Source organism: Actinoplanes sp. NPDC051411, from assembly GCF_040682075.1.
Taxonomy (GTDB): domain Bacteria; phylum Actinomycetota; class Actinomycetes; order Mycobacteriales; family Micromonosporaceae; genus Actinoplanes.
Genome location: NZ_JBFBAD010000296.1, coordinates 1 through 1,285, shown reverse-complemented (window position 1 = coordinate 1,285; position 1,285 = coordinate 1). Strand labels below are relative to the sequence as shown.

The following is a 1,285-nucleotide window of genomic DNA, read 5'->3' as shown; positions in this document are numbered from 1 at the left end:
TGAGATTCCCCCGTATGCCGGACACCCGAGGTGTGGGGTCAACGGTCGTGATCTGACGGGGTGTGGAGCTTCTCGAACTCGATCGGGCTGCGCATACCAAGGCTGGAATGGCGTCGTTTCGGGTTGTACCAGCACTCTATCCATTCGAAGACGGCGTTGGCAAGCTCGTCGCGGGTACTCCATTTCCGGCGGTCGAGTACTTCCAGTTGCAGGGTTCCCCAAAAGGATTCCATCATCGCGTTGTCGTAGCAGTCACCGACCGTGCCCATGGATCCGAGCAGACCCGATTTCCGGAGCCGCTGCCCGAAATCCCAAGACGTATATTGCGCTCCGTGATCGGAATGCAGAATGGTTTCCTGCCGGGCCGGCGGCCGGCGGGTGATGGCCATCGACAACGCGTCCAGGACCAGTTCGGTGCGGAGATGGTCGGCCATGCTGTAGCCGATGATCCGCCTGCTGTAGGCGTCCATGACCGCGGCGCAGTACCACTTGCCCTCGCCGGTGGGGTGTTCGGTGATGTCGGTCAGCCACAACAGGTTCGGCGCGTCCACGTCGAACTGGCGGTTGACCAGGTCCGCCCACGGTTCGGCGTCCGGGTCCCGGACGGTGGTCCAGGACCGGCGCCGGTAGTACAGGCCCTGGATGCCAGCTTCACGCATCAGCCGGGCCACGCGTTTCTCGTTCACCTGCAGACCCATGCCGAGGGTCAGCTCGGCGTGCACCCGCGGGGATCCGTACGATTTCATCTTCGGGTCGGCATGGATTTTCTCGATTCGCCGCAGCAGCAACTCGTTTTCCAGTTCCCGCGCCGAGGGCGGCCGGTCTTTCCATTCGTAATATCCGGACCTGGACACGCCCAATAACCGGCAGGTGACCGTGACGTCGATGCCGTCGTCGGCGAGCTCTCGAACCAGCCGGAACGCTACTTTGGGAGGATGTTCTCCCGGGCGAAATACGCGGCCGCCCGTTTGAGGATCTCGTTCTCCACCTCGAGCTGGCGGTTACGGCGGCGCAACTCGGTCAACTCGGTCTTCTCGGCGCTGGTCAGCCGGCCCGTACCGCCGCCGGCGTCGTCGGTATCAGCCTGGGCCAGCCAGTTACGTAGGCAGGACTCGCTGATCCCAAGTTCCTTCGCCAACACGCCGACCGGTTTGTCCCCGGTGCGGGCCAACTGAACCGCGCGCCGGCGGAACTCGACAGGGTGAGGAGCAGGCATGACACGACATCCTTCCTGGAAGCCGTCATCCACCTCACCTCAGGTGTCCGGAAAACTGGGGGAAGCTCA

At 63.4% G+C, this 1,285-nt stretch carries 1 pseudogene; it reads right to left on the bottom strand.

Annotated features, from left to right (window positions below):
- A pseudogene (locus AB0M88_RS53310) lies at window positions 1–1,216 on the bottom strand (IS3 family transposase); the annotation flags it as partial.
- Between the last annotated feature and the right edge of the window lie 69 nt (window positions 1,217–1,285).